Annotated in this window: 20 protein-coding genes; 13 read left to right on the forward strand and 7 right to left on the reverse strand. The window is 70.0% G+C overall.

All coding sequences use genetic code 11. The annotated features are described in order from the left end of the window. Positions 1–5: 5 nt before the first annotated feature. The 4 genes from ACQPZQ_RS16820 (at position 6) to ACQPZQ_RS16835 (ending at position 4264) form a co-directional block, all read left to right on the forward strand. A complete protein-coding gene (locus ACQPZQ_RS16820; RefSeq protein ID WP_433296735.1) occupies positions 6–590 on the forward strand; it encodes a hypothetical protein in 585 nt (194 codons plus the stop codon). A gap of 193 nt (positions 591–783) precedes the next feature. Further along, positions 784–2433 (forward strand): acyl-CoA synthetase FdrA, encoded by a 1650-nt coding sequence (gene fdrA, locus ACQPZQ_RS16825; protein WP_433296738.1) that lies wholly within the window; start codon positions 784–786, stop codon positions 2431–2433. Between the two features lie 15 nt (positions 2434–2448). Continuing rightward, positions 2449–3705 carry a DUF1116 domain-containing protein gene (locus tag ACQPZQ_RS16830; RefSeq protein ID WP_433296740.1) on the forward strand — a complete coding sequence of 419 codons (1257 nt, stop codon included), beginning with the start codon at positions 2449–2451 and terminating at the stop codon, positions 3703–3705. A 298-nt stretch (positions 3706–4003) separates the two neighbouring features. Continuing rightward, positions 4004–4264, forward strand: a complete 261-nt coding sequence (locus ACQPZQ_RS16835) for a PqqD family protein (RefSeq protein ID WP_433296742.1) — start codon at positions 4004–4006, stop codon at positions 4262–4264. A gap of 75 nt (positions 4265–4339) precedes the next feature. Here the strand turns inward: ACQPZQ_RS16835 and ACQPZQ_RS16840 are convergent, their stop codons facing one another. After that, positions 4340–5566, reverse strand: coding sequence for a glycosyltransferase (locus ACQPZQ_RS16840; RefSeq protein WP_433296744.1), 1227 nt, complete (start codon positions 5564–5566; stop codon positions 4340–4342). Between the two features lie 378 nt (positions 5567–5944). On the opposite strand from ACQPZQ_RS16840, the gene ACQPZQ_RS16845 reads away from it, so the two are divergent. Together ACQPZQ_RS16845 and ACQPZQ_RS16850 are read left to right on the forward strand one after the other, a co-directional pair. Continuing rightward, positions 5945–6340, forward strand: a complete 396-nt coding sequence (locus ACQPZQ_RS16845; RefSeq protein WP_433296746.1) for a hypothetical protein — start codon at positions 5945–5947, stop codon at positions 6338–6340. 48 nt (positions 6341–6388) lie between these two features. Continuing rightward, a complete protein-coding gene (locus ACQPZQ_RS16850; RefSeq protein WP_433296748.1) occupies positions 6389–7519 on the forward strand; it encodes a glycosyltransferase in 1131 nt (376 codons plus the stop codon). A 98-nt stretch (positions 7520–7617) separates the two neighbouring features. On the opposite strand, the gene atzF is transcribed toward ACQPZQ_RS16850, so the two are convergent. The 5 genes from atzF to ACQPZQ_RS16875 are packed head-to-tail and all read right to left on the reverse strand — an operon-like array spanning position 7618 to position 15719. Beyond that, on the reverse strand, positions 7618–9300 hold the full coding sequence (gene atzF / locus ACQPZQ_RS16855; RefSeq protein ID WP_433296750.1) for an allophanate hydrolase: 1683 nt from the start codon (positions 9298–9300) through the stop codon (positions 7618–7620). Beyond that, positions 9297–12842, reverse strand: coding sequence for an urea carboxylase (gene uca / locus ACQPZQ_RS16860; RefSeq protein WP_433296752.1), 3546 nt, complete (start codon positions 12840–12842; stop codon positions 9297–9299). The genes atzF and uca overlap by 4 nt, the downstream gene beginning before the upstream one ends. Continuing rightward, positions 12839–13441, reverse strand: a complete 603-nt coding sequence (locus ACQPZQ_RS16865) for an urea amidolyase associated protein UAAP2 (protein ID WP_433296754.1) — start codon at positions 13439–13441, stop codon at positions 12839–12841. The genes uca and ACQPZQ_RS16865 overlap by 4 nt, the downstream gene beginning before the upstream one ends. Beyond that, complete coding sequence (locus tag ACQPZQ_RS16870) at positions 13438–14235, reverse strand: urea amidolyase associated protein UAAP1 (RefSeq protein WP_433296756.1); 798 nt, start codon at positions 14233–14235, stop codon at positions 13438–13440. The genes ACQPZQ_RS16865 and ACQPZQ_RS16870 overlap by 4 nt, the downstream gene beginning before the upstream one ends. After that, on the reverse strand, positions 14232–15719 hold the full coding sequence (locus ACQPZQ_RS16875) for an amino acid permease (RefSeq protein WP_433296758.1): 1488 nt from the start codon (positions 15717–15719) through the stop codon (positions 14232–14234). The genes ACQPZQ_RS16870 and ACQPZQ_RS16875 overlap by 4 nt, the downstream gene beginning before the upstream one ends. Positions 15720–15859: 140 nt before the next feature. Between ACQPZQ_RS16875 and ACQPZQ_RS16880 the strand changes: the two genes are divergently transcribed. Both ACQPZQ_RS16880 and ACQPZQ_RS16885 read left to right on the forward strand, forming a co-directional pair. Continuing rightward, positions 15860–16531 (forward strand): helix-turn-helix domain-containing protein, encoded by a 672-nt coding sequence (locus ACQPZQ_RS16880; protein WP_433296760.1) that lies wholly within the window; start codon positions 15860–15862, stop codon positions 16529–16531. A gap of 30 nt (positions 16532–16561) precedes the next feature. After that, complete coding sequence (locus ACQPZQ_RS16885; protein WP_433296763.1) at positions 16562–16921, forward strand: hypothetical protein; 360 nt, start codon at positions 16562–16564, stop codon at positions 16919–16921. Here ACQPZQ_RS16885 and ACQPZQ_RS16890 read toward each other — a convergent pair. Beyond that, on the reverse strand, positions 16918–17502 hold the full coding sequence (locus tag ACQPZQ_RS16890; RefSeq protein WP_433296766.1) for an Lrp/AsnC family transcriptional regulator: 585 nt from the start codon (positions 17500–17502) through the stop codon (positions 16918–16920). The two genes, ACQPZQ_RS16885 and ACQPZQ_RS16890, sit on opposite strands and share 4 nt — an antisense overlap. 161 nt (positions 17503–17663) lie before the next feature. Between ACQPZQ_RS16890 and ACQPZQ_RS16895 the strand changes: the two genes are divergently transcribed. The 5 genes from ACQPZQ_RS16895 (at position 17664) to ACQPZQ_RS16915 (ending at position 23123) form a co-directional block, all read left to right on the forward strand. Beyond that, complete coding sequence (locus ACQPZQ_RS16895; RefSeq protein WP_433296768.1) at positions 17664–19268, forward strand: ABC transporter substrate-binding protein; 1605 nt, start codon at positions 17664–17666, stop codon at positions 19266–19268. Beyond that, complete coding sequence (locus ACQPZQ_RS16900; protein ID WP_433296770.1) at positions 19249–20328, forward strand: ABC transporter permease; 1080 nt, start codon at positions 19249–19251, stop codon at positions 20326–20328. Before ACQPZQ_RS16895 ends, ACQPZQ_RS16900 begins: the two co-directional genes overlap by 20 nt. Continuing rightward, positions 20325–21242 carry an ABC transporter permease gene (locus tag ACQPZQ_RS16905; RefSeq protein WP_433296772.1) on the forward strand — a complete coding sequence of 306 codons (918 nt, stop codon included), beginning with the start codon at positions 20325–20327 and terminating at the stop codon, positions 21240–21242. Before ACQPZQ_RS16900 ends, ACQPZQ_RS16905 begins: the two co-directional genes overlap by 4 nt. A gap of 13 nt (positions 21243–21255) precedes the next feature. After that, positions 21256–22071: an ABC transporter ATP-binding protein gene (locus tag ACQPZQ_RS16910; protein ID WP_433296774.1), complete on the forward strand. Its 816-nt coding sequence runs from the start codon at positions 21256–21258 to the stop codon at positions 22069–22071. 227 nt (positions 22072–22298) lie between these two features. Then, positions 22299–23123: an ABC transporter ATP-binding protein gene (locus ACQPZQ_RS16915; RefSeq protein WP_433296776.1), complete on the forward strand. Its 825-nt coding sequence runs from the start codon at positions 22299–22301 to the stop codon at positions 23121–23123. Positions 23124–23152 lie beyond the last annotated feature (29 nt).

Raw genomic sequence — 23152 nt, forward strand, 5'->3', positions numbered from 1 at the left:
AACGAATGGTGTCCTCACCTGCCGACGACCGGACGCCGATGCCGCCCGCCGGATGGCCCCACGACGAGACGGTCGCGCTGCGCCCCAAGCCCGCCGACGACCCCGAGCCCACGGACGACCTCGACCCCGTCGACGACGACCTGTTCGCCGAGAACTGGGACACGCCCAGGCGAACGAACCGGCTGACTGCCGTGCTGGTCGCACTGATCGTGGCCGCGCTGACGTTCGCTGGGGGAGTTGCGGTGCAGAAGGCCCACGACAAGGGGCTGGTGGCCGCATCGGCCGCCAGTCGCGGCCGCGGAGCCGGCACCCTGGGCGGGCCGGCGGCGGACGGCACAGCGACGGGCGGCGCCCGCGGGGCTGCCGCGCCGGTCGCGATCGGCACCGTGAAGTCGATCTCGGGCTCCACGCTCACCCTCACCGACGTCGCGGGGAAGGTGGTGACCGTGACGGTGCCGCCGACCGCAACCGTCACGACCGACGGGCTCGGTGGGCTCCTCGCGGGCGTGACGGTGTCGGTTGCCGGCACGACCGCTGCTGACGGCACCGTCACGGCGACGTCCATCACCAGCCACCGGACCAGCGGCTGACCCCCCACCCCGGACGTGAGCAGCGTCGTGACCGTGGTTTGCCGGCAGCGTCCGGAGTCTCGCCGCGCTCATTGCAGACCTCACGAGGTGGACAGGCCCTAGATCATCTCGCCCGGAGTTTCGATCCGTGAGATCCTGGGCGGGCAGATTCGCCCGTGTATCCATTTGCCGAACGGTGAAGGAGCAGCGTGGCATGCTCTACTCGATCGTCAAGTCGAACACCTATCAGGATTCGTTGAGGCTCATGCAGTTGAGCAACACGCTCAACGGCACTGATGGCGTGAACCGAGTGTCGATCATGATGGGCACATCGGCCAACAAGAAGATCCTGCGGAATGCCGGGCTCGACACCCCTGATCTGGATGGTGCCGAGCCGACGGACCTCGTCATCGCGGCCGATGTCGCAGACGCTTCGGTCGGCGACTCGCTGCTGGCCAAGGTAGACGAATTCTTGTGCTACCGGGCGTCGATGTCCGGCCGGTCGGGTTTGCGTTCGGTTCGCTCCCTCGAACGGGCGGCGGGCATCCTCGGCCGGGTGGACCTCGCCATCGTCTCCATCCCCGGGCAGTACGTGACACCCGAGGTGCATCGGCTCCTGGACCGGAAAATCCACACCGTGATCTTCAGTGACAACGTGAGTGTTTCCGACGAGGTCGAGCTCAAGAGAAAGGCGCGCGAAGGCGGACTTCTCGTGATGGGGCCCGATTGTGGGACAGGGCGCATCGGCGGGCTTCCGCTGGGTTTTGCCAACGTTGTCCGAGACGGGTCGATCGGGCTCGTCGGAGCCTCCGGAACCGGACTGCAAGAGGTCATGGTGCATATCGATCGTCTGGGTTCGGGGGTATCCCACGCCATCGGCCTCGGCGGGCGCGATCTCAGCGCCGAGGTCGGCGGAACCATGTGCCTGCAGGCATTGCGGGCATTGGATGCCGATGCGGCGACCGATGTCGTCGTACTGATCAGCAAGCCTCCCGCTGCGAGCGTGCGGGACGAGGTGATCGGTGTCGCCGGCGAGCTGTCCAAGCCGGTCGTCGCGAATCTGCTGGGCGAACGCGCTGGGGGAGTCGAGGGAAACGTTCACTACGCGCGGACGCTGGAGGAGACGGCGAGAGTGGCCGTGGAGCTGGCGGGCATGCGAGCCTTCCGCATGGTCGCGCTCGGTCCCGAGCAGCGACGGATCAAGGCTCTCTACACCGGAGGGACCTTGGCGGCGGAGGCCGCCATGTTGCTCGAGGACTTGATCGGCCCGACCACGAGTACCGACCCTGGCCACGAGGTGATCGACCTCGGCGACGACAAGTACACCTGTGGCCGGCTGCATCCGATGATCGACCCGTCGTTGCGCGCCGAGCGCATCGCCGCCGTTTTCGACGATCCGGAGAACGCGGTCCTCCTCCTGGACGTGGTGCTCGGTCACGGTGCCAACTCGAATCCGGCCGGACCGCTCGCCGCTGCCATCGTCGACGGTCTGGCCAAGCTCCACGCGGATGGCCGGGATCTCGCCGTGGTGGCCTCGGTGTGTGGCACCGAACGAGACCCGCAGTCCGTGAGTGCGCAGACGCTGATCCTCGAACAGGCAGGCGTCGCCGTACTGCCCAGCAATGCCGCTGCGGTTCGCCACGCTGTGGCGATCCTGCAGAGACGGGATGCACGGACGGTCTCACCGGCCTCACCCGAGCCGATACGGCGGTTGCTCTCGGAACCGCTGCGGATCATCAACATCGGTCTGCGTGAGTTCGCCGAGCCCCTGCTCCACCTGGGCGCGCAGGTCGTCCACTACGACTGGAGGCCCGTCGCGGGTGGCGATCGCAAGCTCCAGGCGCTCATCGACGCCCTGAAGTGAACGGAGGAAACCATCATGGCGACATACAGTTCAGTCGACGAGGCGAATGCGGCGGTCGCGCAGAAGATCATCGACGCTCAACCACGACTCGTGGACGTGGTACCTGCGAAGACTGTCATTCCCGCATTGGATGAGAGGCTCCTTCTGCACGCTGGTCCGCCGATCGCATTCGAGGACATGCCGGGCCCGGTGCAGGGCGCAGCCATCGGAGCAGCGTTGTTCGAAGGCTGGGCGCAGGACGAGGCCGCGGCGCGTCGGGTGTGCTCCGAAGAGGTTCAGTTCGCCCCCAATAATGACTTCCACGCGGTTGGGGCGATGGGCGGCATACTGACCGGAAGCATCCCCGTGTTCGTGGTCGAAAACACCACGCAGGGTAACCGCGCCTACACGAGCATGCACGAGGGCGAGGGCAAGGTCCTGCGCTTCGGCGTTTACGACGAGTCCGTTGGCGACCACCTGGTGTGGATGCGCGACGTCCTCGGCGCCGGCCTCTCGGAAGCACTGAAGCTGCTCCCCGGCGGCGGACTGGCGGTGAACCCCATTCTGGCCCAGGCGGTCACCATGGGTGATGACTTCCACGTGCGCATCATGGCCGCATCGAGTCTGATGTTCAGAGAGCTCGCACCGAAGCTCGTGCGGGTCGGGATGCCTCAAGAACAAATCGAGTCGGTGTTGGAGTTCCTCGCCGGAAACGTCAACTTCTTCCTCACGCTCGGGATGGCGGCCGGAAAAGCGACGCTGGACGCCGCAGCCACCGTCAATGCGGGCAGCGTCGTCACCTGCATGACGCGAAACGGCCGAGAGTTCGCCATCCGGGTGAGCGGACTCGGCGACAGATGGTTCACCGGGCCCGAGGAGGAACTGGACACGCTGTACTTCCCCGGATTCACCGACGCGGATGCATGCCCGGACTGCGGTGACAGCGCCATCGTGGAGGCCTACGGCTTCGGCGGCCTGGTAGCGGTCGCGGCTCCAGCAGTGCAGCAACTGGTCGGAACGGGTGAGGGCGGCTTCGCCGAGGCTCTCGCAACCAGCGAGGAGCAGTCGGAGATCGTGGTCGCCGACAACCCGAACATGCCGATCCCGAACTGGGATTTCAAAGGAGTGCCTGTGGGAATCGACATCCGCAAGGTCGTGTCGACGGGAATCGCTCCCTTGATCACCACGGCCGTCATGCACAAGGAGGCCGGAATCGGGATGGTCGGGATCGGGAAGGTCCGGGCCTCGATGCCGTGCTTCACCTCGGCCCTCGAAGCTCTTGCAGGTGCTTGAGGCATCACGCCGACAGGCTGATGTCGACTCCCGCTGCGCCTCGGGCGGATTGCCGGACAACGGGCCGCCGTCGACCGCCGACGGTCACCCGGCCGCCCATTGCGTGCCGCTTCAACTGGACAGAATTCGACGGCGGTGTGGGGTTGGTGGTGAGGTAATGCCGCTCATCGTCGCAGACTCGACGGTGAGGTAATTCATTAGGGGCAACGGCTCGTCGTAGCGCCGTGCCGTCCAGGTAATGGGCTATATTCGGCGCTCCGACGAGCCGGGCTTCCGGTCGAAGCTGCCAGGAGTGATCATGTTTTCAGTCCAGCCCAAGATGGTCGAAGGGCTTGACCTCAACGAGCTCGACGACGGGATGGTTGTCTTCTCCGAGTCCACGGACACGGTCCATCACCTCAACCACTCCGCCGCCGTAGTTCTCCAGTTCTGCGACGGCACACATGACGCGGACGCGATCGCCGGGTTCGTGGCGGCCGCCTTCGGGCTGACCGATCCGCCGCTGGAAGCGACGATGGGCTGCTTGGAGGCGCTGAGCCGGCAGGGGCTGGTGAGCTGAGTCCGAGTGCGCCCTGTTCCGGATCGAAGTAGCCGGGCTCGCCCGAGAAGTACCGGCGATTTGCGCCAAGACGTATCAGTCAGGTGACTCGGTCTCGGCGTTGGCCGCCTGGCTGACCGGAATGCGTCCTGTGGTCCGCGTGGGCCCGGCAGAGCGGGCCTTTTCCGCCGCTTCTGCCGCCCTACGCAGCAGGGTGTGCACCTGCGCGGCGACGATCTGCGGGGAGTGGTTGCCCTCGACGTACCGCCGAGCCTCGTCGGCCATTCGGGCGCCCGCCTGTGGGTCGGCCAGCACCATGGCGACGTGCGAGGCGAGCTCCGCGAAAGTCCGGCCCACGGACAGGTGGGTGCCGTCCTGGACGGCGAGACCGGCGGCGGCCGCGGGTGTCGCGACAACCGGAACCGTGTGCGCGAAGGCCTCGAGGAGCTTGATCCGCGTGCCCGCGGCATCCGTCAGGGGAGCCACGACGACGCACGCTCGCGCATACAGTTCCGTCAGGTCACTCACGAATCCTCGAATCATCACCCCGGGGTGCCGGCTGAGTGACAGGACTCGTGGGTCGCCGCCGTGATGGCCGACCACCGACACCGTGATCGGTAGTCCTGTGCGTTCTCGGACGCTGGGCTGCACCTGCTCCACCAGGGCGGTCGCCGCGTCGACGTTCGGCTGGTACGACAGGTTTCCGACGAACAACAGGTCCGGCGGACTCGACGGCATACGCTGCGGGCTCGTCGGGATGCGAATGGCGTTGGGGAGGACCGCCGTCGGGACCCCGTGCCGGGCTGCAACGGCCGCCGCCTCCTGCGGGGCCGCAAGCCATATCCCGGAGAAGCATCCGGCGAAGGCGTACAGCAACCTCCGGTGGGCGTGCGCCTCGGCATCCTCGCCGAGGCGTCGAAGGAGCGTCTCGTCGTCGTCATCCAGGTCCAATGTCGCGAACGGGGCGTCGAGCAACTCGGCTAGCGCGACCCCGAGCGGGGCCAGGCCGGCCCGTGCGACGTGCACGGCCCACCCGGTCGGACGGCCGAGTGCTGAGAAGATGTCGTCGGCAAGCATCGGGGGTGCTGCGCGCGCTGCCCGAGGGAGAATGCCCGACACCCGCAGCCGATCTCGCCATACCGGTTGGGCAAGCATCCTGATCAGAGCAGGCCGCGGGTTGGCCCCGGCCCCGGGCGGTATACGGATCACCCGCTGCACTCCGGGAATCGTCGTATTGCCAAGCGGCTCGCCCGCCACGGGAACGACGACGACGACCACTTCACGGTCCTCGGCGGCGGACTCGACGACACGGGCAACACGCATCGCCAACCCATTCCCGGTGAGTTGGGGCGTGATCGGGGTCAGGACCACTACAGGTGGTCGGCGCGTCGTATCCAACAAGTGGCGAAGTATGATCCTCGTGCCACCTGATCGCAACGGTGCCCCTTTTCCCGTTCGGGTGAGATGGCGGGGAGATCCCTTACCTGAGATCAAATCCACGTGGCTCTGATCTTCTCCGGTCGGTTCCTCTCCCTCGCAAGATCGCCTTTGTCTCCTGCTCGGCGCAGCAATGATCGCCGTCGACACCCGGTGACGATTCGTCCACCACCACCACCACCACCGTGTGACCGATATGGACGAACCCGCCATCTGGGCGGAACACTGCGGCTTCCGGTTCGGACGACATGGCAGGGAGGACCCGTGCAAGGTCAGGATCCGCTTCGAGCTGACTTTCTGGAGTCGGTTTCACAGAATCGACGTGCCTTCATCAAGAAGATGGCCGCCGCCGCCTTCATGGTGCCGGTGGTCGGCGCCTTCAGCATGAACTCCGTTGCGCTCGCCGCACCAAGCCGCACGTGCCCCGGTCAGGCCTTGCCCAACCAGGCCTTCCCCAATCAGACCTTTCCCAATCAGACTTTCCCCAACCAGACGTTCCCTAATCAGGCATTCCCCAACCAGGCGTTTCCCAACCAGACCTTTCCCAACCAGGTCACCAAGCAGTCCTTCCCCAACCAGACGCGACCGGCCGGTCACGATAAGGGCGACCACAAGTGGGCCGACCACAAGAAGGTCGCCCACGAGCGGTGCGGCGACTAGCGGGGCCAGGACATCGCTGTGGTAGCCCGTCCCTTGATCAGTGCGGCGATGATCGTCCGCAATGAGGCGAAATTCCTTGGTGACTGTTTGCGGTCGCTGCAGTCGATCGCCGATGAGGTGATCGTCGTCGACACCGGATCAACCGATGAGACGCCGGCGATCGCGGCAGCTCATGGCGCGGTTGTTCGCCACTTCCAGTGGTGCGATGACTTCGCCGCTGCGCGTAACGCCGCGCTCGACGCAGCGAGCGGTGAATGGATCCTCTACATCGACGCCGACGAACAGTTGCAACCGGTCGAGCGGACAGCTGTCGAGGCCCTGCTGCGCCGGACGGACGCGTTGGCGTTTCGCCTGTTGCTGCGTCCTTCGCCTCGCGCGACGCCATATCGGGAGTACCGGCTGTGGCGCAACGATCCGCGGATCCGGTTCGACGGGGTGATCCACGAGAAGGTGGTGCCGGCGATCCATGCGGTCGCTGACTCGGACGGCCGCGGGATACTGCCCTGCGACCTGGAGCTCGTCCACTTCGGTTACGAGGGTGACCAGACCCGCAAGCACCTGCGCAACCTGCCGTTGCTGCGCCGCCAGTTGGAGGTGGACCCCGACAACCTGTTCGTCTGGCATCACCTGTCCCGTGTTCTGGAAGGCCTCGGCGATGCGAGTGAGGCCGAACGCGTGCTGGAGCGCGGACTGCAAGTCGCCCGCGCCAAGCCATGGCGGGATCCCCTTGCGGTTCTGCTTTACGCCGATCTTGTACGGATGCGCGAGCACGATGGCGACCATGGGTATGGGGAAGCTCTGCTCGCCGAGGGTCTCGAACTATACGGCGACAACTGCGTGCTGCTGTGGCTGCACAGCCGCGCGCTGATCCGTCGAGGCGCTTACGAAGAGGCTCTTGTACCGCTGGATCGCATTCTCGCGTTCGACCCGGCCCAGCTGCCGGACCTCGGACCCTCCTACGACGAGCAGTTGATACACGAATTCTCACATGATGCTCGCGGCCTGTGTCTCTTTCGCCTCGGTCGCTACACCGAGGCGACACAGGAATATGCGGCCGCGGCGCAGTGGGCGCCCGAGAATCCTGCTTACGGTGCCAAGCTCGCCATTGCAAGAGCTCGCGGAGGCCGCGCCGTCGATGCGTCTCTGACGGTGGCGGTCGGCGCGCGACACGGGAATTAGGAGCCGGACGGCCGGCGGCATGAGAAGTGTGTGCCCGACAGGTGACGGCACGTCCGCGGATATTCCTGACCCGGTCCGGCTCCCGCTGGTCGGGGACATCAACCCGGGCGCAGCGTCGCCAGCCAGTCTCCCGCGGAGGTGATGTCTTCGCCGGTGACGTCCGCGGCGCAGCCGAAGCCCACGTTCCATGTTCCGTCGGCCAGTTCCACGGGCCCGAGGAGCATCGGTGGCGGCAGCTCGGCGAGCAGCGTGCCGAGCCCGGCGGGGGAGATCATCCAACGCTCCCCGACGATCGCTGCGCCGTCGGGAGCGCGGACCAGGCCCGGTTTCGGCGGCACGGTGTCGAGCGCGAGCAGCCGGTACGTGGGCGCGGTGCGGACCATGCCGTCCCAGCATGCACCGCGGCGCTCCAGCTCGGCCGCGAGCGGCTGCCCTCTGCGGTGGGCGCCCACGACGACGAGCGGCACGGCGGCCGCGCCGGCGGTGATCGGCCAGGGCACGGCGGTTGTGACGGGCTCGGGCAGCCCGCCGGCCTGCAGCCGCGGGGGCGTCGTCGGGATCATGATCCGCCGAGCGATGTCGGCGACGACGGCGTCGGCGAACGGGCGGCCGAGCACGGTCACTCCGAACTGCGCGTCGCCCATCGTTCCCGCCGGCACGGCCACCGCGCTGAGGTCGAAGAGGTTGCAGAAGTTCGTGTAGGTGCCCAGTCGCGTGTTGACGCCCACCGGGTCGGCGGCGACCTCCGCGATCGTCGGGTGCTCGATCACGGTGGGCAGCAGCAGCGCGTCGAGGCCGGCGAGGGCCGCCATCGCGGCCGCCCGCAGCTCTGCGAGCCTCGCGATGTCGGTCACGTACCGCGAGGCGGGTATGCCGCCTGCCGACCCGATGATCGCGGCCACAACCGGGTCGACATCGTGGGGGTGTGTGTCGACGAACCCACCGACGGCGGCGTGCCGCTCGGCGACGAGGCCACCGTCGTAGAGCAGTCGCGCTGCCTCCAGGAACGGGCCGATGTCGATCGGTACGGCCTCGATCCGGGCGGCGTCGAGCGACCCGATCACGGCATCCCATGCGGTTGGCAGGCTCGGTAGCCCGTGCGGGACCGCGACGCGTGGGACCGGCGGCGCGGCCAGCGGGGTGTCGGCGGGCCAGCTACGCGCACCGCCGGCCATGACACCCATCGCTGCTTCGGCTGTGGGCAGATCCCTGGCCATGACGGTCAGGCAGTCCCATGACCGGCACGCCGGCACCACACCCTCGGTGGGCACGACGCCGGGTGTGGGCTTGATCCCGACGATCCCTTGCAACGCGGCCGGGACCCGTCCGGATCCGGCGGTGTCGGTGCCGACTGCGATGTCGACGAGCCCGAGCGCGACCGCGACGGCCGAACCGGAGCTGGAGCCGCCGGAGATCCGGTCGGGGCGCCGGGCGTCGCGTACCGGGCCGTGCGGGCTGCGGGTGCCGACCAGTCCGGTGGCGAACTGATCGAGGTTAGTGGTGCCGATGACCACCGCCCCTGCTGCCCGCAGCCGGGCGACCGCGGGTGCGTCGGCCGTCGCGACCGTGCCGAAGGTGGGGCAGCCCGCGGTGGTGCGCAGGCCGCGTACCGCGACGTTGTCCTTCACGGCGACGACCGTGCCGGCGAGCGGCGACGCGGGGTCGACGGTTGCGGCGTCGGCGAGCGCGTCCGCCTCCGGCCGCAGGGAGATCCAGATCTCCGGTCGGTCGACCGCCGCGATCGCGCGGTAGGCGGCCCGTACTCGTTCGCCGGGGGTCATGCCGCCTCCGCCCGCGCTCCGGCGAGCACGACCAGTGCCTCGCCCGCGTCCACTTGCGAACCTGCGCGGACCAGCACCTGGTCGACCACCCCGGCGCACGGCGCGACGACGGCCGTCTCCATCTTCATCGACTCCAGTGCCAGCAGCGCCTGCCCGGCCTCCACGTGCTGCCCGGGCTGCACATCGACGCGCCACACGTTCGCGACGAACGGGGCTTCGACGACCGTTCCGCCCGGCGGGACCGTGATCGCCGCGGCGTCCACGACCGGTGCCGATGGTACGTCGGTGCGGTCGAACTCGCCCGCGGCCGCCCAGGCCGCCCGCTCGGTCGCGAACGCCGCTGCTTGCCGTGCCTGGAATGCGGCGATCGGTCCGGCCTCGCGGGCCAGGAACGCCTCGTGCTCGGCGAGTGAGAACTCGCCGTCGGTGATCTCGACGTGCCCGCGCCCGGCGGCCATGTCGGCTCGCAGATCCAGCAGCTCCGCCGCGCTCACCGGGTACCACTGGATCCGGTCGAAGAACCGCAGCAACCACGGGTGCCCCGCGTCGAACGGGCGGAACCGGGACCACACCTGGGTGGTCCGGCCGACGAACTGGTAGCCGCCTGGCCCCTCCATCCCGTAGATGCACAGGTAGGCGCCGCCGATCCCGACGGCGTTCTCCGGTGTCCACGTCCGCGCCGGGTTGTACTTCGTGGTGACCAGCCGGTGTCGCGGGTCGAGTGGCGTTGCGACGGGCGCGCCGAGGTAGACGTCGCCGAGGCCGAGGATCAGGTAGGAGGCGTCGAACACGGTCCGGTGGACGTCGTCGACCGATCCCAGGCCGTTGACCCGCCGGATGAACTCGATGTTCCACGGGCACCACGGCGCGTCGGCGCGCACGCCTGCCATGTAGCGGTGAGTCGCCTCCCGGGTGGCCGGGTCGTCCCAGGACAGTGGCAATCGCACCGTCCGGCTCGGGACCACCAGCGCCGACGTCGGCGGTAGGTCGGCCTCGATCTCCACCAGCGCATCCAGCAGCTTCGGCACCGGCTGCACGTCGGGGTCGACGTGGACCTGGAGCGACCGGATCCCGGGCGTCAGGTCGACCACACCGGGCAGGTCCAGCTCGGCGAGCCGCTCGTGCAGGGCGTGGACGCGGGCGCGCAGACCGAGGTCGAGCACCATCTCGCCGTACTCGACGAGCACGTTGTCGTCTCCGGAGCGGCGGTAGGTGACACCGTCTCCACGCCGCAGCACGCCGTCGTCGCCGTCGCCGCCCGTGCGGGCCGGGCGGCGCGGCGGAAGCGCTGCTCGCGACGGTGCGTCGACGGCCCGGACCGGCACGAACCGGACCGTGTCGCCGGGTCGCAGCTGGCCGAGCTTCCAGCGCTCCGCGGTCACCACCGTGACCGGACAGACGAAACCGCCGAGGCTGGGTCCGTCGGGGCCGAGCAGGATCGGGGTGTCTCCGGTGAAGTCCAGCGCCCCGACCGAGTACGCCGTGTCGTGGATGTTGGACGGGTGAAGCCCGGCCTCGCCGCCGTCCGGTCGCGCCCAGGCCGGTCGCGGCCCGACCAGCCGGACGCCGGTGCGCGCCGAGTTGAAGTGCACCTCGTACGCGGTGGCGTGCAGCTGGTCGATGTCGGCGCGGGTGAAGAACTCCGGAGCGCCGTGCGGGCCCTCGGTGACCGCCAGTTCCCAGTCGCGCCTCATCGCCGGGCGGTGCTTCACCGGCCCGACGGGTGTCGAGGCCACTCCTGTGCGCAGCACGTCGCCGGTGCGCAGAGCCCGGCCGGCGTGACCGCCGAAGCGGCCCAGCGTGAACGTCGACGCGCTGCCGAGGTACGCCGGCACGTCCAGCCCGCCTGCGACCAGCACGTAAGTGCGCAGTCCCGGCCCTTCGGCGGTGCCGACGTCGAGCTGCCCACCGGCCGGGACGAGCACCGGCGTCCAGCACGGCACGTCGGCACCGTTCACCGTCACGCGCACCGGGGCGCCGGTGACGCACACGTACGTCGGGTGCGCGAATCGCAGGGCGGGCCCGCTCACCGTGGCCTCCAGGCCCGGCGCACCCTCCGGGTTGCCCAGTGCGACGTTGCCCAGCCGGAACGACAGGTCGTCCATCGGTCCGCTCGGCGGCACGCCCACCTGCCACAACCCGACCCGGCCGGGCCAGTCCTGCACGGTCGTGAGCATCCCGGGCCGCTCCACGGTGATCCGCGGCTCGGAGTCGCCGATCCCGTCGAGGGTGCCGGTGTGGTGGCGGGCGGCGAGCACCTCCTGCTCGACGACGGCCGCGCGCAGCAGACCGAGGTTGGTCTCGATGCCGTCGATGCGGGTGTCGGCGAGCGCCGCGGCGAGCCGGGTGAACGCGCCTCCACGGTCCGGTGCCGCGGCGATGATCTTCGCCAGCATCGGGTCGTAGGCCGTCGATACCTCGCTGCCGGTCTCCGCCCACGCGTCGACGCGTACGCCTCCCGGGTACCGGACGTTCGTCAGCGTGCCGGCGCTGGGCTGGTACTCGCGCGCCGGGTCCTCGGCGTAGACACGGGCCTCCACCGCAGATCCACGAACGGGAACGGCGTCGGGCACGCCGGCCAGCACGTCCCGTTCGCCCATCGCCAGCCGCAGCATCCACGCGACCAGGTCGACGCCGGTGACGGCCTCCGTCACCGGGTGCTCCACCTGCAGCCGCGCGTTGACCTCGAGGAACGAGGCCGCGCCGCGCTCCGCGTCGTAGACGAACTCGACCGTGCCGGCGCTGCGGTAGCCGACCGCCGCGCACAGCGCGCGGGAGCTGCGGTGCAGCTCCGCGCGCATCTCGTCGGGCAGCCCCGGCGCGGGTGCCTCCTCCACGACCTTCTGGTGGCGGCGTTGCAGCGAGCAGTCCCGGTCGCCCAGGCTGACGACCCGGCCGGTGCCGTCTCCGAACACCTGCACCTCGACGTGGCGCGCGCGCTCCACGTACCGCTCGGCGAACACGCCGGCGGTGGCGAAGCTCGACGCGGCCAGCCGTGCGACGCGCTCGTAGCCCGCGGGCAGCTCGGCGGGCGTGCGGCACACGGTCATGCCGATGCCGCCACCGCCGCCGGTTGCCTTGAGCATCACCGGGAAGCCGATGTCAGCGGCAGCAGAGCGAGCGGCCGCCAGATCGGGCAGCAGGTCCGACCCGGCGATCATGGGAACGCCCGCTGCCCGCGCAGCCGCCCGGGCGGTGTGCTTGGTGCCGAACACACGTAGCTGCTCGGGCGTCGGGCCGGCGAACACCAGCCCAGCCGCCTCGACAGCGGCGGCGAACGCGGCGTCCTCGGAGAGGAAGCCGTAACCGGGGTGGATCACGCCGGCCCCGGTCGACGCGGCCGCGTCGAGGATCGCGTCCGCGCGCAGGTACGACTCCCGGGCAGGTGCCGGTCCGATCCGCACCGCCACGTCGGCCAGGCGGAGGTGCGGGGCGCCGCGGTCGGCGTCGGAGAACACCGCCACGGTGCCCATGCCCAGCTCGCGGGCCGAGCGGAGGATCCGGCAGGCGATCTCCCCGCGGTTGGCGACCAGGACGATCATCGGGTCACCACCATCGACACCGGCGTCGGGTCGAAGCCGTTGCAGGGGTTGTTCACCTGCGGGCAGTTCGACACCAGCACGAGCGTGTCGATCTCCGCGCGCAGCGACACCCGCTTCCCCGGCCCGGACAGCCCGTCGACGATGCCCAATGCGCCGTCCGGATCGACCGGCACGTTCATGAACCAGTTGATGTTGCTGACCAGGTCGCGCTTGCCCAGCCCCCACCGCGCGCCCTCGAGCAGGAAGTTCTCGACGCAGGCGTGCTGCTGGCGGGTGTGCTCGCCGTAGCGCAGGGTGTTGGACTCCTGCGAGCAGGCGCCGCCGAGCGTGTCGTGCATGCCCACCTCGTCGGCCACCACGGTCATCAGCGCCGCGCCGGTGTCGGCGCGCAGCACCGAGCCGGTGGTGAGCACGATCGAACGCTGCCGCCGGATCGTCTCGGCAGCGGAGTAGCGCACGGCCGTGTCGGCTGCCGAGTAGAGCAGGCAGTCGACGGCCTGGTTGCCGTGCAGGTCGATGATCGTGAGTACATCGCCTGCGGCCACCACGGCCGACCACGGCGCGCGAGCGGCCACCGTCTCCTCGAGCACGACTGTCATCGGGGGTTCCTCGCCATCAGGTCGTGTTCGGTGTTCTCCAGCGCCCGCCGGTGCTCGGGACCCAGCTCGCCGGCGGCGAGCGCGGCCAGTTCGTCGGGCGCGTACCAGGCGTGGACGTCCACGGCGCTGCCGGTGAACTCGGCGCGCGGGTCCAGGGGGTGCGCGGTGTTGGCGAGCGTGACGACCAGGTCCATCTGCAGCAGCAGGTCGACGGCGGTGCCCGGCCCGGCGCTACCGGTGAATGTGAGCGCGCCGCCCGGTTCGACCCGCACGCCCTGGAAGAAGGAGATCGACGGCGGCACGTCCCGCGGTCCGAGGCCGTGCTTGAGAACGCCGAGCAGCAGCAGTTCGCGGCCGGCGGGCGATGCCGACTGCGCGGCGCCCGCGCCGTAGCGCTCGGTGTTGCCGGCGCGCGTTGTGGTCCCGGTGAGCGCGTCGTGGTGGCCGGAGCTGTCGGTGACGATCGTGGCCATGAGCCGGCCGGCGTCGCTGAGCAGCGGGTGCCCGGTGCCGAGGTAGACCTGCCACGGCACCTTCACGGTGTCGGCCACGTTGAGCCGCTCGTGCAGCGCGCCGGTGCGGTGCAGCAGCATCGACACGCACGCGTCGCCGTCGGTGTCGGTGAGGCGCAGCCGGGTGCCGCGGGCCAGCGCCATCGTCGTGTAGCGGCCGAACGCGACGGTCTCCGACCAGGTCAGCCCGCTGGGCGGGGGCACGTGCCGCATCGTCGGCACCGTTCGTCCGTGCTGGGCGCGGGCGTGGGACCGGGCGCCCGCCGTCGTCGCGGTGGTCATGCCGACGCCTTCCGCGACCGCCGCGCGAGCAGGCCCAGCAGCAGGACACCGACCACGACGGCGGGTGCGGAGAACGTCAGCCACGGGTGCTCCCCGGTCGGGTCGTAGACCTCCGAACGCGGCCACGACAGGTTGACGACCATCGCGGCGCCGTAGAGCACCGCGATGATGTTGATCGGCACCCCCCAGCGGCCCAGCGAGAACAGCCCCGGCTCGTTCGCCGTGAACCGGCCACGCAGGCGGGCGATCAACGTCGGTACCGACACCAGCAGGTACGCCAGGTAGATCATCACGATGCAGACGCTGCTCAGCGTCGTGAACAGCGCCGCGTTGCCGATGTTGATCGCGAGCAGCCCGACCGCCAGCGCCCCGATCACCACCGAAGGCCACACCGGCGTACCGCGGCGCGGGTCCACGTGCGCCAGGCGCGTCGCCGCAGGGAGCTGCCCGTCACGGGCCATCGAGAACACCAGCCGGGAGCCCGCGGTCTGGATGGCGAGCGTGCAGACGACGATCGCGATCGCGACGTCGACCAGCAGCACCTTGCCCCAGAACGTGCCGAGCACCGCCGTCATGACGTAGGGGAGGCCCTCGGTGGCGAGCCGGCCGTCGGTGAGGCTCGGCGCGGCCATCAACGCCGTGAGCAGCATCAACGCGCCGCCGATACCTGAGACGAGCAGCGCCGACAGGATCGTGCGGGGGGCCGTCCGGCGCGGGTCGCGGGTCTCCTCCGACAGCTCTCCCGCCGAGTTGAACCCGACCATCACGTACGCCGCCATCAGCGCCGACACCAGGAACGCTCCGGTCGCGCCGAGATCGGAGGCGGTGAGCACCGAGGTGTCGGTGACGACCTCGGGTCCGCGACGGGCAGCCGTCGCCAGCGCCAGTACGACCGCGATGACGCCGACGATCTCGCAGGTCACGCCGATCGAGTTGATCCGCGACATGATGCCGACCCCGATCGAGTTGATCACCGTGGTGGCGGTGAGCAGCAGCGCGCCGAGCACCACCGCGTTGGTCGCACCGGTCACGGACGTCAGCGCGGGGTCGCCGCCGACCAGCTGGAAGCCGTCCCACAGCTGGGGGAGCACCACCTGCAGCGCGATCGCCGCCGCAGCAGCCGTCACGACCTGCGCGAGCGCCATGTACCAGCCGGCGAACCAGCCGACGGTCTCCCCGCCGACGCGCCGCGACCACTGGTAGACCGCGCCCGAGAGCGGCAGCTGCGCCGCGAGTTCGGCGAACACCAGCGCCACGAGCAACTGACCGCCCAGCACGAGCGGCCACGTCCAGAAGAACGCCGGACCGCCGAACGAGTAGCCGAACGCGAACAGCTGGAAGATCGTCGTGAGGATGGAGACGAAGGAGAAGCCCGCCGCGAAGGATGCGTACCGGCCGAGCTTGCGGTGGAGCGTGGGCCGGTAACCCAGCCCGCTGAGATCGTCGTCGTCGGTAAGGGTGGTCTGCGGGAGCGTCGCCGTCATCGGAACCCCAGTCGGAGTCGGATACCTGTTGGACGACAGTTTTCGACGTGATCCAGCCGCTTCCGATGACCGACGGGTTACGTCGTCGTTGCCGGATAACTGTCATGTGACAGGGAGATGACGCGTGGCAGGATCGGCCCGTGACCTCCGGACCCGGCCGTCCCCGGCACACCCGGCCGCTGCGCCCGGGCAGCACCGGGCGCGAGCAGATCCTCGACGCCGCGGCCGAGCTGTTCACGGTGCAGGGCTTCGCGTACACGTCCACGCGCGCCATCGCCGAGGCCGTCGGTATCCGGCAGGCGTCGCTGTACCACCACTTCGCGACGAAGGACGACATCCTCGACGCGCTGCTGTCGAGCACCGTGATCCCCGTGCTGCCCGTGGCCGACGCGCTGCTGCGTCACGAGGTGATCACACCTGACCAGGCCGCGGCCCGGCTCTTCGCACTGGCGCTGCACGACGGCGGGCAGCTCGCCACTGCGCCGTGGAACGTCGGCGTCCTGTACCTGGCACCGGAGCTGCGCCGCCCCCGGTTCCTGCCGTTCCAGGCCGCCCGCGAGCGGCTGCGTAGCTGCTACGTCGCGGCGGCCGAGGCGCTCACGGGAGGCCCGTCACCGGCGGGCGACCTGGCCTTCCGGCTCGTCGAGTCGATCGTCAACCTGCGCGCCGACGGCCTCGCCGTCCCTGAGTCGCCCCGGCAGGTTGCCGCCGCAGGCGTTCGCGTCGCGGGATGGTCGGGGGCGATGGACCCTGTCGAGCAGGCGGCGACCCGGCTGCTCGCTGCAGAGATCGGCGATTCATCGCGGCGATGACGAACGAGACAGATGGTCCATGATCCTCATATGGCCATCAGTCAACCCGCGTCCGACATCGACCTGGACGGGCTTCGGTTCGCCATGGTGTCGTCGACGGCGAGCGAGGTCGATCCGTCCTCGCCCACGGTCTTCGAGTACCACGAGCGCGACGGCATGGTGTGGGGAGAGTACGAAGGCGACACCGTGCGTATCGGCCGCTTCGTCGGCACGCGTGTGGAGCGGCGCATCTCGATCAGCTTCACGCACGTCGTCGATGCCACGGGTGAGGTGGTGGGCGGTGCGGCGGAGAGCCGGATCGAATTGCACGACGAGGGCCTGCGGCTGGTGGAGGACTTCCGCACGGCCGATGGCGATCAGGTCAGCGTCTGCACGGAAATCCGGGCCTAGTCCAGCCCGGCGTGGTCCTCGCCCGCCCGGATGAACCGCGTCATGCCTACCTGCTGCGTCGGGGGCGGAGAAGTCGGGACGTCCTGTGGCAGCAGGTAGGGCCGCCGGACCACCTCGTCCATCACGAGCACCGACTCCACCGCGCGAATCTCGGGCAGCACCGACAGCACGTCGGTGACGAAATGGTGCACCTCGGCCACGTCCCGGGCGCGGACGAGCAGCATCGCATCGTGCTGGCCGGTGGTGACGGCGCAGTACTCGACCTGGCTCATCTCCGTCACCCGGCGCCGGAACGAGGCCCACGTCTGCGGGCTCACCGTGACGAAGACGAGGGTGCAGATCCCGAACCCGACCTTGCGCGGGTCGACCCGGGCGCTGAAGCCGCTGATCACGCCGGAGGTGACCAGGTTCTCGACGCGTGTGTAGGCCGTGGCGCGGGAGACCCCTACCTGATCGGCGAGCGCCGACATCGAGATCCGGCCGTCGCTCCGTAGTCCGGCGAGGATCCGTTGGTCGACGTCGTCCAGTGGGGCAGCGGATCGTCCAGCTGACGGGGTGGCGGCATCCTTGCCTCTGGACATTCTTGCCCTCTCTGGCCGCATCTGATCACGTTCATCCGACGTGATCGATCGTTACTGGACGAGCTGTGACCAGTGCAGCATGATGCTGCCGAATCGTCTAGTTGACGCTGTCTGCGGGCGCAATCCGTCGAGCCGCGACAAGCGTGTGCGCGGAGGTACACATGATCGGTCCGATGTCCTTCCGCGGCCGCGGCCGCTCGATGGCGCTGGCTGCGGCCGCCGCGCTCGTGGCCGTGACCGTTGCCGCCTGCGGGTCCGGATCGTCGGACGCCGGCGGTGTTTCGGGCGGTGGCACGCTCGTCGTCGACGCGAGCTTCGACCTCAAGACGATCGACCCTGGCCGCGAGTACGAGCTGACCGGCCAGATGCTCACCAAGGGCATGTACGAGACGCTGCTGACCTTCGCGAACAACGACCTGACCAAACCGGTCGGCGAACTCGCGACGTCCTATGAGCTCTCGCCGGACGCCACGACGCTGACCCTGCCGCTGGCACAGGGGCGCGTCTTCTCCGACGGCACCCCGATCACCGCCGACGACGTGGTGTTCTCCCTGCAGCGCCTCATCGGCTTGAAGGGCAACCCGTCGTTCCTGCTCGACGGCGTCACCGTGGCCAAGAAGGACGCCACCACGGTGGTGCTCACCAGCGCGAAGCCGAACCCGGCCCTGCCGTTCATCCTGCCCAACCCGGCGCTGTCGATCGTCAACTCGAAGGTCATCACGGCGCACGGCGGCACCACCGACGACAAGGACACCGCCGAGGGGTACCTCAACGGCGCATCCGCGGGATCCGGCCCGTACGTGCTCAAGTCGCTCGATGTGGCCAGTCAGGCCGTGCTGACCCGGAACACGGCGTACAACGGCCCGGACAAGCCCGCTTACGACACCGTCGTGATCCGCAACGTCAAGGCGGCCACCCAGGCCCTCAACGTCCAGAAGGGCGACTCCCAGGTCGCGCTCGACCTCTCGGGCGACCAGGTGAAGGGCCTCGACACGGGCAAGGTCACCGTCACCAGCGGCGCGTCCGCGTACACGATCTTCCTGCTGCTCAACCAGAGCGCCGAGGTGTCGCCCGCCACCAGCAACCCCCAGTACGTATCGGCGGTGAAGAAGGCCATCGACTACGCCGGGTTGCTGGGCGTGGCCGGCACGGGCTCCGTGCAGCCCGCGGGCGTCATCCCGTCGATGATCGCGGGGACGCTGCCCGCTGCCGACGCCCTCAAGCAGGACGTGGAGGGGGCCAAGGCCGATCTCGCCGCGAGCGGGATGGCGGGCCAGAAGCCCAAGCTCGCCTACCCGAGCGACCTCACGCTCGGCGGCCTGAGCTTCCAGACACTCGCCGAGAGGCTGCAGTCCCAGCTCGCCGCCGCCGGCATCGCGGTCGACCTGGCGCCCGCCCCCGTGGCCACCGAGCTGGACAACTATCGCAACGGCAAGGAGCAGATGGGGCTCTGGTACTGGGGCCCGGACTTCCCGGACCCCTCCAACTACCTCGCCTTCGCTCCCGGCGGCCTGATCGGCAAGCGCGCGAACTGGCTCGCCACCGCGGCGCCGGACATCGACACGGTGGCCACCACGGCGGGGACGACGGTCGACACCGCGCAGCGCGACGCCGTCTACCAGCAGTTCCAGGAGAGCCTCAACGCCTCCGGCCCGTTCATCCCGCTCGTGCAGCCGCCGTCCAACATCGTCACGGCGACGTCGGTGACGGGAGCTGCGTACAACCCGATCTGGACGGTCGATCTCGGTGCCATCGGAGCCAAGTAGTCCGGTCGAGGGCACGGACACGAAGACCAACCGGGCCGGTCACCCGCTGGCCCGGTACGTGCTGCGCCGTATCGGGGTGTCGGCGCTGCTCGTCGTCGGCGTGACGCTGGTGACGTTCGTGCTGACGAACCTCGTGCCCGGCGACACCGTCGCGGCCAACTTGGGGCAGCAAGCGGCCGAGGACCCGACGATCGTGGCGGCCTACCGCGCCCACTACGGGCTCGACAGGCCGCTGCCGGAGCAGTACGTGACCTACCTCGGGAACCTGGTGCGCGGCGACCTCGGGGAGTCGCAGCAGACCCACCGGTCGGTCGTGGCCGACCTGTCGGCCGCCGTGCCCGCCACGTTGGAGATCGCGATCGGCGCGATCGTGCTGTCGATCCTGATCGGTGTCGGACTCGGGGTGGTGGCCGCGGTGCGGCGCGGGCACCTGACCGACAGCGCGCTGCGGCTGGTGTCGTTGGTGGGCATCTCCGTGCCGACGTTCTGGCTGGCGATGGTGGCGTTCTACGTCTTCTCCTACCAGCTCGACATCGCCCCCGGATCGGGCCGGCTCTCCCCGGCCACCACCGCGCCGCCGGACGTGACCGGCCTGTACACGGTGGACTCGCTTCTCGCCGGGCAGTGGGTCACGTTCGGCGACGCCGTTGCGCACCTGATGCTGCCGACACTGGTGCTGACGCTCTACACAGTGGGGCTGCTCACCCGGTTCACCCGCTCGGCCGTGCTGGAGGTGCTCGACCAGGACTACGTCCGCTCGGCCCGGGCGAAGGGGTTGCCGGGACGCACGGTGCTCGGTCGCTACGTCCTGCGCGCGGCGCTGGTGCCGATCCTGACGGTGGTCGGCCTGGCGTTCGGCGCTCTACTGTCGGGCACGGTGCTGGTGGAACAGATCTTCTCGTGGCCCGGTATGGGCTCCTACGCCTACCAGGCGGCGTCACATCTCGACCTGCCGGGAGTGATGGGGGTGGGGCTGGTCGTCGGCGTGATCTACGTCGTGATCAACCTGGTGGTCGACCTGCTCTACGGCGTGATCGATCCCCGGGTGCGGGTCACATGAGCTCGTCGTCGGACGCAGCCGCGATCGGCACGGAACCGCTGCGCTCGAGCCGCCTGCGGGCGCGGTTCGCCAAGCGGATCCCCCAGGCCTGGCGCACCCCGCTGGGGATCACCGGCGCGGCGGTGGCGGTGCTGTGGATCCTCGTGGCCGTCCTCGGGCCCGTCCTGTGGCCCTACGGCCCCCTGGCCCAGGACTTCCCCCGCCTGGAGGCGCCCAGCGGCGCGCACTGGTTCGGCACCGACGAGCTCGGCCGCGACGTGTTCACCCGCGTGCTGGCCGGCGCGCAGGTGACCGTGCCGCTCGCGCTGCTGCTCGTCGGACTGTCGGTGGTGGTCGGCGGCATCCTCGGACTGGCCGCGGGGTTCTTCGGGCGCTGGGTCGATGAGACCGTGATGCGGCTGACCGACCTGGTGATGGCGTTCCCCATCGTCATCCTCGCCATGGTGGTGGCCGCGGCGCTCGGAGCGAGCCTGGTCAACGCGGTGCTGGCCGCCCTCGTCGTGTCCTGGCCCGCGTACGCCCGCGTGACGCGAGGGCTCGTGGTGGGTGTCCGGACCGCCGACTACGTGCTGGCCGACCGGCTGCTCGGCTTCTCCGCCCTGCGGTCGCTGCGCACCGACATCGTCCCGATGGTGGTGGGGCCTGTGCTGATCCTCGCGACCCTGGACATCGGCACCGCGACACTGCTGCTCTCGGGCCTGTCGTTCCTCGGTCTCGGAGCGAAGCCGCCCACCGCCGAGTGGGGCTCCATGGTCTCCACCGCGGTCCAGAACTTCGACTCGTGGTGGCTCGGCGTGTTCCCCGGCCTGGCCATCCTCACCGTCGTGATGGCGTTCAACTTCCTCGGCGACGCGCTGCGTGACGCCCTGGACCCGCGCACCGCGGGCGTCCTCGGAAAGGCCGAGACTCGATGACGGCGGCGACTCGATGACGGTGCTGGACATCGCTCGTCTCACGCTCTCCATCGGCGGGAACGAGATCCTGCGCGGCGTGGACCTGCGCCTGGAGGGGGGCCGGATCCAGGGGCTGGCCGGGGAGTCCGGGTCGGGCAAGACGATGACGGGGCTCGCGGTCATGGGACTGCTTCCCTCCGGGGCGCAGGCCACGGGACGCATCACCTACGGCGACCAGGAACTCCTCGCGCTTTCCCCGGGCCGGCGCAACGCCCTGCGTGGCAACGAGATCGCCATGGTGTTCCAGGACCCGTCCACGAGCCTGCATCCGATGCTCAGCGTCGGCGCGCAGACCACCGACCACCTGCGCCACCACCTCCGGCTCGGCCGGGCAGCCGCGCGCGAGCGGGCTGTCGAGCTGCTTTCCAGGGTGCGCATCCCCGATCCGGCGGGTGCGCTGCGGCGCTACCCCCACCAGTTCTCGGGCGGTCAGCGCCAGCGCATCGCGATCGCCATCGCGCTGGCCTGCTCGCCCAGGGTCCTCATCGCCGACGAGCCCACCACCGCGCTCGACGTCACCGTGCAGGCCGGGGTGCTGCACCTGCTGCGCGACCTGGCGTCGGAGATGGGTCTGGCCGTGCTGCTCGTGACGCACGACCTGGGCGTCATGAGCGCGGTAGCCGACCGGGTTGCGGTGATGCGGCACGGCGAGGTCGTGGAGGACGGCGAACGCCATCAGGTGTTCACCGCCCCGGCACACCCTTACACCGCGTCGCTGCTGGCGAGCCTGCCCGGCGCCGCAGGCGGCGTGCAGAGCCTCGACGACGTGCGCGCGCTGGAGGCGATGTGAGCGAGCTTGCGAGCGAGCCATCAGGCACAGCAGCTCCGCGAACGTGGCCGACGGGCGTCAGCGAGGAGGCGATGTGAGCGAGCTTGCGAGCGAGCCATCAGACACGGCAGCTCCGCGAACGTGGCCGACGGGCGTCAGCGAGGAGGCGATGTGAGCGAGCTTGCGAGCGAGCCATCAGACACGGCAGCTCCGCGAACGTGGCCGACGAGCGTCAGCGAGGAGGCGACGTGAGCAGGCTGCTCGACGTGACGGGGCTGCGCGTGACCTACCGCGGCCGCCCGCCGGTGCGGGCCGTCGACGGCGTCGACCTCGCGGTGGAGGCCGGCCAGGTCGTGGGCCTGGTGGGGGAGTCGGGGTGCGGCAAGTCCACCATCGCCCGCGCCGTCTGCGGGCTGGTGAAGCCGGCGGGAGGCACCGTGACCTTCGACGGCACGCCCGTCACACCGCTCGGGCTGCGCCGCCGCCCGGCCGCGCTCACCCGCGTCCAGATGGTGTTCCAGGACCCATACGCCTCGCTGCACCCCCGGCGGGCGATCGGAGTGCAGATCGGCGACGGGGTGCGCGCAGCCGTCACCCGGGGTGCGGCGCCCTCCGAGCCGGCGGAGTGGCTGCGGCGGGTCGGGCTGGACCCCGACGCCGCCCGGCGCTACCCCCACGAGTTCTCCGGCGGCCAGCGCCAACGCATCGCGATCGCCCGGGCGCTGGCGGCGCGGCCGGACCTGCTCATCGGCGACGAGCCGATCTCGGCGCTGGATGCGTCGACGCAGGCGGTCGTGGCGGCGCTGATGCGCGACCTCGCGGTGGACAGCGGAGCCGGGCTGCTGTTCATCTCCCACGACCTGTCGGTGGTGCGGCTGATCGCCGACCGGCTCGTCGTCATGTACCGGGGGCGGGTCGTCGAGTCGGGCCCGGCCCAGGAGATCTGGAGCGACCCGCAGCACCCGTACACCCAAGCGCTGCTGGCGGCGGTGCCGGTGCCCGATGGCTCCGGACGGATGCCCGCACCGCCCGTCGACGACGCCAGGTACCCGCAGGAGGCCGTCCTGCGCTGACCGCCGGCGGCTCAGGGGCCGTCGGACGT

The organism is Pseudonocardia sp. CA-142604 (assembly GCF_050948475.1).
Taxonomy (GTDB): Bacteria; Actinomycetota; Actinomycetes; order Mycobacteriales; family Pseudonocardiaceae; genus Pseudonocardia; species Pseudonocardia alaniniphila.

Excerpts from the sequence above, each read along its gene's own strand:
- ACQPZQ_RS16820 (WP_433296735.1), top strand. The coding sequence starts at position 6 with ATGGTGTCCTCACCTGCCGACGACCGGACGCCGATGCCGCCCGCCGGA.
- fdrA (WP_433296738.1), top strand. The coding sequence starts at position 784 with ATGCTCTACTCGATCGTCAAGTCGAACACCTATCAGGATTCGTTGAGG.
- ACQPZQ_RS16830 (WP_433296740.1), top strand. The coding sequence starts at position 2,449 with ATGGCGACATACAGTTCAGTCGACGAGGCGAATGCGGCGGTCGCGCAG.
- ACQPZQ_RS16835 (WP_433296742.1), top strand. The coding sequence starts at position 4,004 with ATGTTTTCAGTCCAGCCCAAGATGGTCGAAGGGCTTGACCTCAACGAG.
- ACQPZQ_RS16840 (WP_433296744.1), bottom strand. The coding sequence starts at position 5,566 with ATGCGTGTTGCCCGTGTCGTCGAGTCCGCCGCCGAGGACCGTGAAGTG.
- ACQPZQ_RS16850 (WP_433296748.1), top strand. The coding sequence starts at position 6,389 with ATGATCGTCCGCAATGAGGCGAAATTCCTTGGTGACTGTTTGCGGTCG.
- atzF (WP_433296750.1), bottom strand. The coding sequence starts at position 9,300 with ATGACCCCCGGCGAACGAGTACGGGCCGCCTACCGCGCGATCGCGGCG.
- uca (WP_433296752.1), bottom strand. The coding sequence starts at position 12,842 with ATGATCGTCCTGGTCGCCAACCGCGGGGAGATCGCCTGCCGGATCCTC.
- ACQPZQ_RS16865 (WP_433296754.1), bottom strand. The coding sequence starts at position 13,441 with ATGACAGTCGTGCTCGAGGAGACGGTGGCCGCTCGCGCGCCGTGGTCG.
- ACQPZQ_RS16870 (WP_433296756.1), bottom strand. The coding sequence starts at position 14,235 with ATGACCACCGCGACGACGGCGGGCGCCCGGTCCCACGCCCGCGCCCAG.
- ACQPZQ_RS16875 (WP_433296758.1), bottom strand. The coding sequence starts at position 15,719 with ATGACGGCGACGCTCCCGCAGACCACCCTTACCGACGACGACGATCTC.
- ACQPZQ_RS16885 (WP_433296763.1), top strand. The coding sequence starts at position 16,562 with ATGGCCATCAGTCAACCCGCGTCCGACATCGACCTGGACGGGCTTCGG.
- ACQPZQ_RS16890 (WP_433296766.1), bottom strand. The coding sequence starts at position 17,502 with ATGTCCAGAGGCAAGGATGCCGCCACCCCGTCAGCTGGACGATCCGCT.
- ACQPZQ_RS16895 (WP_433296768.1), top strand. The coding sequence starts at position 17,664 with ATGATCGGTCCGATGTCCTTCCGCGGCCGCGGCCGCTCGATGGCGCTG.
- ACQPZQ_RS16905 (WP_433296772.1), top strand. The coding sequence starts at position 20,325 with ATGAGCTCGTCGTCGGACGCAGCCGCGATCGGCACGGAACCGCTGCGC.
- ACQPZQ_RS16910 (WP_433296774.1), top strand. The coding sequence starts at position 21,256 with ATGACGGTGCTGGACATCGCTCGTCTCACGCTCTCCATCGGCGGGAAC.